Consider the following 6,216-nt stretch of genomic DNA (forward strand, 5'->3'; position numbering starts at 1 on the left):
TCTACCCTTTCGGTTTGCAAGTGAGCGCCGCGGCAAAAGAGCCAGCCACGATAAAAGCGAACAAGGCGCCGGCAAATCGGAACACCGCTGCTCCGGTTTCGACAAATCCCTCCGGCCGCGGTTCTACCATGGCCCCTTTCGCCAACCAATACCCAAATCCGCATAGCGGCATCGTCGCCCCGGCGCCAGCCCAAGCGACGAATGGATCATAGACGCCGCCAAAGCCAAGGAGTACGCCAAAGACGACAAGCGAACCGGCGACGCCAGCCGGCGTCCATTTGCCGCGGTCGATGATGAGCTGAACGATGGCGCACAGGAGCCCGCCGGCGAGAAAGGCACGGACGTATTCCATATCACATTCCCTCCTGATCGTTCCCAAATAAAAGACGTCCTACGGCGGCAAATCCGACTCCTGTCCAGCCGCTTCGATGACGACGCCGTGAGCGATCGCTGGGATCGACTGTTTTGCTGCACCATCGTTTGACTCAAGAGCGCCCCGGTAGCGACGACAAACAGGCGTCGAAACGTTCCGCGGGCGAGCTCTTGAAGCAAATACCCGTACGTGACGACCGCCGAGCAGGCGCAGCCGCTGCCGCCGGCGAACACCTTTTGATCTGGCCGGTAAATCATCATCCCGCAATCGTTGTAAACGTCGGTCACATCGTAGCCTGATTCAGCAAGCAACTCGCGGACGATGACGCTGCCGACGCGCGACAAGTCGCCGGTGACAATCAAATCGTAATCGCCCGGCGAGACGCCTAAGTCACGGAAATGCTGCTCGATCGTATCGGCCGCCGCCGGGGCCATCGCCGCCCCCATGTCGAGTGGGTTTTTCAGCCCGGCGTCAACGACTTTGCCGATCGTCGCCGCCCGGACGCGCCAACGTCCCGGCGCGCGGCCAACGAGCGCGGCACCGGCGCCCGTGACGGTGAACGTCGCCGTTTTCGGCTTTTGCACCCCCAGTTCAGTCGGGTAGCGAAACTGCCGTTCGGCCGTCGCGTTATGACTGCTTGTCGCCGCAAGCGCCCGATCAGCCAATCCACCAGCGACAAACGCAGCGGCTGCCGCCAACGTTTGCATCGAGGTCGAACAGGCGCCGAACAAGCATAAAAACGGAATCGGCAGCTCGCGGGCGACATAGTTCGATGTCGCATTTTGGTTTAACAAATCACCGGCCAAAAATAGATCGACTTCTTCGGCAGAGACGCCCGCCTTTTGCAAGCAGCAATCCACCGCCTCCCGCATCAGCCTCCGCTCGGCCAGCTCCCACGTCGCTTCGCCGCAATATAAGTCGCGATGACAAACATCAAAATAACTTCCGAGCGGCCCGTCGGCTTCAAGCGGCCCGACTGCGGCAGCGGCCGCTTGGATGTAAACACCATCGTCAAACACCCATGTCTGCTTTCCGACACGTTTCATGGCCAATCCCTCTTTTCGTCACGGCCAAACAAGGCCAAGCACATAGGCGGCAATCAGACCATAAATGACCGCTGCCCCACCGGCTTTCAACATCTGCCCGGCCACCCCGGCCGTCCATCCTTCGCTGCGATGTTCGATGGCAGCGCTCGCGATGGCATTGGCCAGCCCTGTAATGAGCATCGTCGCCCCCGCACCGGCAAATTGGCTGAAATCATCATATTTCCCGACGGCCGTCAACACAATCGCCAATCCGGCCATCACCATAGACGCCCACAGATGAGCCTCGAGCGGCGAAGCGGCAAACGTGCCGCCATACCAATCAACGAGCCATTGCGCCAACGCACAAAGCGCCCCGCCGACAAGAAACGCTTTTACCGCATTGGCGGCGTATGGGGGAGAAGGCTGAAACGCCTTCACCTCACGGACATAATCGGACTTTAATCCCACGTTTCCTTCCTCCTTTGTCAGCGAAAGTGATCGACAAAATAAAGCCAATGAAACAACGAACCGGCCACTTTGCCAAAGGCGATGGCCATAAGTAAAATGACGATTTTATCATCGACGCCGATCCGCTTCGCTAAAATCGGCCAAACGTTCAACACCTCTGTTAAAGCGGCAGCGAGCATTCCGATAAACACACCATGAAACAATCCGATCGGCACAAGCCAATATTTGGATAAATGCCACACCGAATTGCACAGGCTCATCCAGCCGCCGACAATGGCACCCGCGACAGCACTCCACTCATAGGCGTGAATGCGCTTCGTCGTTTTCGTCAGCTGCGTCAAGCGCGGAATGACGCCAAGCACAACCAAAAAGGCGACAAACCCGGTTCCGACCGCCAGCCCTCCAGCAAAGCCGACGAACACTACCAGCAACACCTTAAGCGTCGTCAAGATGCCTCATGCTTTCTTTGTTTTCGTGCAAAATGACGTATTGATCGATCGCCTGCTGGTAGTTGAACATTTCGACTTCAAGAGGGCTGGGCTCCTCGTTGATTCGTTTGCGGAACCAATGGTTGAAAAATAAAATCATCCCGATGCCGAGCCCAAGCGAATATGGAATTTGCAAAAGCAGCGGTTTATCGACCGATTGGCCGGTCATCATCTGGTAAAGATGGCGATGCGCTTGCTGCATGCTCACATCTTCGTGGAAATTCATGATCGCCATGGCTGAACCGACGAACAAAAGAAGCCAAACGAGAAGAAAAGAAGCCATTGAAAACCGCCGTTTTTCGTACACAACTTCCACGATCGTCTGTGAGGGGCCGACCATCTGCACATCAAGCGACGGGTCGGCATCAAGCACAGCCCGAACAATGTGCATCATATCGATAATGACGATGTTCTTGTCGCTCGGCTGGATGCGGTAGAGCGGAATCGCCTTCAGCCGGCGAATCAGCCCGCCATCTCCTCCCGTCATTTGGGCCACTTCTCCGAGCGTGACGACCGCTCCCGGTTTCACTTGCACGCGATGGCGTGGCTTAATAAACACAGTGGTTGCCATCTGCTTCACACCTTTATCCCCATTTTGTTTTTCTTTAGTTTGGTTGGCAAAAACACCGATCATGCGGCCTGTCGGCGTTCACCATCGATTTCATAAAAATAGAAAAGAATGGGCAAAAAATGCCCATTCTTTTTTAGACTTTTGTTGCTTGCTCTGGAAAAAGCGTTCCAAAATGCGCTTACAGACCAAAAGACGGATGCGATTCATGGTTCACCGCCGATGAATTGACATCCGTCCATTTTGAGAACACTTTGTGCGGACAAAATGGACTATCCGTCCATTTTGTCCTTTATGTGCTGCAATATTTTCTTTTCCAGCCGGGATACTTGCACTTGAGAGATGCCGAGCCTCGATGCCACTTCGGACTGGGTTTGGTCTTTGTAATAGCGCAAATAGACGATCAGCCTTTCACGCTCGTCGAGTTCTTCGATCGCTTTTTTTAAGGCGATTTTGTCAAACCATGACGCCTCGTCGGCGTCAGCAATTTGATCAAGCAACGTAATCGGATCGCCGTCGTTTTCGTACACCGTTTCGTGAATCGATGTCGGCAAGCGGACCGCCTCTTGAGCCAGAACAACGTCTTCTGGCGAAATGCCTAAATGGTCGGCGATTTCCGTAACCGTCGGCGCCCGCCCGCGCGTTTTCGACAGCTCATCTTTCGCCTTGCGGATTTTGTTGCCCATCTCTTTCAGCGAACGGCTCACTTTGACGGTGCCGTCGTCGCGAAGAAACCGCTGAATCTCCCCAATGATCATCGGCACGGCGTACGTCGAAAACTTGACGTCATATGACAGGTCAAACTTGTCGACCGACTTTAACAAGCCGATGCAGCCGATTTGAAACAAGTCATCCGCTTCATAGCCGCGGTTTAAAAAACGTTGAACGACCGACCAGACGAGGCGCATGTTTTTTTCAATAATTTCATCACGCGCTTCTTGATCGCCTTCTTGGCTGCGGCGGATCAGCTCTTTCATCTCCTGATCTTTGATTGGCGACTGACCTTGCTTGACATCGACATCCATAGGCATGTCTCCCTCAGTTACATAACGCTTTGCTTTTCACAATATGCTTTTTCAAATACACAGTCGTCCCTTTATTCACTTCCGATTCGACGATGACTTCGTCCATGAAGTTTTCCATAATGGTAAAGCCCATCCCTGACCGCTCGAGCTCGGGCTTTGTCGTAAACAACGGCTGGCGCGCTTCTTCGATGTCAGGAATGCCGACTCCTTCGTCTCTCACCGTCAAATGGACGACACCGTCTTCAATGATGACCGAAATGGAGACGATGCCGTTCGGATCGTTGTTGTAGCCGTGAATGATCGCGTTTGTCACCGCCTCAGAGACAACCGTTTTAATTTCCGTCAGTTCGTCCATCGTCGGGTCAAGCTGGGCGACGAACGCCGCCACAGTCACACGGGCGAACGATTCATTTTCGCTGCGGGCAGAAAATTGGAGGTGCATTTCGTTGCGCATTTACGCCACCCCCAATGCTTGCAAGGCGAATTGCTCATCCGCCTCAACGCGGATGATTTTAAACAGACCCGACATGTCAAACAGCCGTTTGACGGCCGGCGATACGGCGCATACAACCATCTGCCCGCCGACGTTTTTGATTTGTTTATAGCGTCCGAGAATGACGCCGAGGCCAGAGCTGTCCATGAACGTCAATTGTCCTAAATTGAGCACGATATGGCGGATCGCTCGGTTTTCGAGCACATCCGTCACTTGTTCACGCAATTCTTCGGCTGTATGATGGTCAAGCTCCCCAGACAGGCGAACGATGAGCACGTCTTGCTTCACTTCCAAGTCGATCGCGAGACTCACAGCGTGTTCCCCCTTGTCCATTTCAGGATATGGAGACATTTCGCTGCTGTCCGCCCGAAATCCTGCCGCCCGACAAAACTAGTGGTCGTTCGCCAAAGAGAGCGAAAAGACCGCAAAACTTGACATTATCCCACTTGCACGAAGCGGCCAAACACCCGCTTAAACAAATCCCAAAAGCTCGCTTCTTCGACCGTTTGCTTGGCGACGATCGGGCTGTGCAAAATTTCTTTTCCATCCTGTTTTAAAATGAGGACGCCAAGCTCATCGCCTTTGCGAACGGGTGCTTTCACATTGTCTTTCACTTTGATCACTTTTTCGATCTGCTCGACCGACTGTCCTTTTTTCGTCAGCACCGACACCGACTCCGACGTCACCGCTTCGACGGATGACCGTTTGCCTTTGCTTATGTTGACGCGGGCGACTGTTTCATTCCGTTTGTACACCTGGTGAGTTCGATATTGGGAAAACGCGTAATCGAGCATCTTCGTAATTTGCGCATTGCGCGATTTCGGCGTCGGTGCTCCAAACACAACAGCGATGACGCGCATGCCGTTCTTTTTCGCCGTGGCGGTCAAACAATATTTCGCTTCGGCTGTATATCCGGTTTTCAGGCCGTCAACGCCCGGATAAAATTTGACAAGCCGGTTCGTATTGACGAGCCAAAATTTTTTGTCCGTATTTTCGCGCAAATAGTCTTCGTACTTGCTCGTATATTTCGTAATATCTTCATATTTCAACAGTTCGCGCGCCATCATGGCCATATCATAAGCGCTGCTGTAGTGATGTTCCGCCGGCAGGCCGGTCGCATTGACGAAATGGGTGTTTTTTAAGCCAAGCTGTTTCGCTTTTTTATTCATCATCTCGACAAATGCTTCTTCCGACCCGGCGATCTGCTCAGCCATAGCGACCGACGCGTCGTTGGCCGAACCGATGGCAATGCCGTGCAGCATCTCATCGACGGTCATTTCCTCGCCCGGCTCGAGGAAAATTTGCGATCCACCCATTGACGCGGCGTATTCGCTCGCCCGCACTTTTTCATCGTAGGACAGCTTTCCTTCATCGATGGCTTCCATGATCAACAGCATCGTCATAATTTTCGTCATGCTCGCCGGCGGCAATGGTTCATGGGCATTTTTTTCATACAATACTTTGCCGGTGTCGCGTTCAATCAAAATGGCTGATTTCGCCTCATCGGCCAGCTTCACTTTCGCCTCCTTCATCTCTTTCGCCTCGGCATGGGCAGAAAGAGGAAGAAAAAGAAGAAACGGCAATAAAAGAAGACGAGTGACTTTCGTTTTCATCTCCCAAACCTCCATTCTTTATACGGTATTGTCAAAAGTTTATCCTCCACACTCACGGTTTTCCCTTGAGTTTCAACGGTTGGAAGAAAAAAAGCTTGCCACCCCCGTTGTTTTCGGCCATCATTGAGGTAACGACACCCAACAGCCAAAACAAAGGAGTGAC

Annotated in this window: 8 protein-coding genes and 1 pseudogene; all 9 read right to left on the reverse strand. The window is 53.1% G+C overall.

Going from position 1 to position 6,216, the window contains the following annotated elements; translation table 11 throughout:
• Position 1: 1 nt before the first annotated feature.
• Positions 2-352 carry a SpoVA/SpoVAEb family sporulation membrane protein gene (locus IKE44_RS04155; protein WP_033017142.1) on the reverse strand — a complete coding sequence of 117 codons (351 nt, stop codon included), beginning with the start codon at positions 350-352 and terminating at the stop codon, positions 2-4.
• Between the two features lie 39 nt (positions 353-391).
• A pseudogene (spoVAD, locus tag IKE44_RS04160) lies at positions 392-1,419 on the reverse strand (stage V sporulation protein AD).
• Between the two features lie 18 nt (positions 1,420-1,437).
• Entirely contained in the window at positions 1,438-1,866 is a 429-nt protein-coding gene (locus IKE44_RS04165) for a SpoVA/SpoVAEb family sporulation membrane protein (protein ID WP_011231787.1), read from the reverse strand.
• Between the two features lie 17 nt (positions 1,867-1,883).
• Positions 1,884-2,315, reverse strand: coding sequence for a stage V sporulation protein AB (locus IKE44_RS04170; RefSeq protein ID WP_049625000.1), 432 nt, complete (start codon positions 2,313-2,315; stop codon positions 1,884-1,886).
• A complete protein-coding gene (locus IKE44_RS04175; protein WP_033017149.1) occupies positions 2,302-2,925 on the reverse strand; it encodes a stage V sporulation protein AA in 624 nt (207 codons plus the stop codon). The genes IKE44_RS04170 and IKE44_RS04175 overlap by 14 nt, the downstream gene beginning before the upstream one ends.
• Before the next feature lie 269 nt (positions 2,926-3,194).
• A complete protein-coding gene (gene sigF / locus IKE44_RS04180) occupies positions 3,195-3,947 on the reverse strand; it encodes an RNA polymerase sporulation sigma factor SigF (RefSeq protein ID WP_033017150.1) in 753 nt (250 codons plus the stop codon).
• A gap of 13 nt (positions 3,948-3,960) precedes the next feature.
• On the reverse strand, positions 3,961-4,401 hold the full coding sequence (gene spoIIAB, locus IKE44_RS04185; protein ID WP_033017151.1) for an anti-sigma F factor: 441 nt from the start codon (positions 4,399-4,401) through the stop codon (positions 3,961-3,963).
• A complete protein-coding gene (gene spoIIAA / locus IKE44_RS04190; RefSeq protein WP_011231792.1) occupies positions 4,402-4,752 on the reverse strand; it encodes an anti-sigma F factor antagonist in 351 nt (116 codons plus the stop codon).
• 125 nt (positions 4,753-4,877) lie between these two features.
• Positions 4,878-6,053: a D-alanyl-D-alanine carboxypeptidase family protein gene (locus IKE44_RS04195; RefSeq protein ID WP_049625001.1), complete on the reverse strand. Its 1,176-nt coding sequence runs from the start codon at positions 6,051-6,053 to the stop codon at positions 4,878-4,880.
• Positions 6,054-6,216: the final 163 nt, after the last annotated feature.

The organism is Geobacillus sp. (assembly GCF_017515625.1).
Lineage (GTDB): Bacteria > Bacillota > Bacilli > Bacillales > Anoxybacillaceae > Geobacillus > Geobacillus stearothermophilus.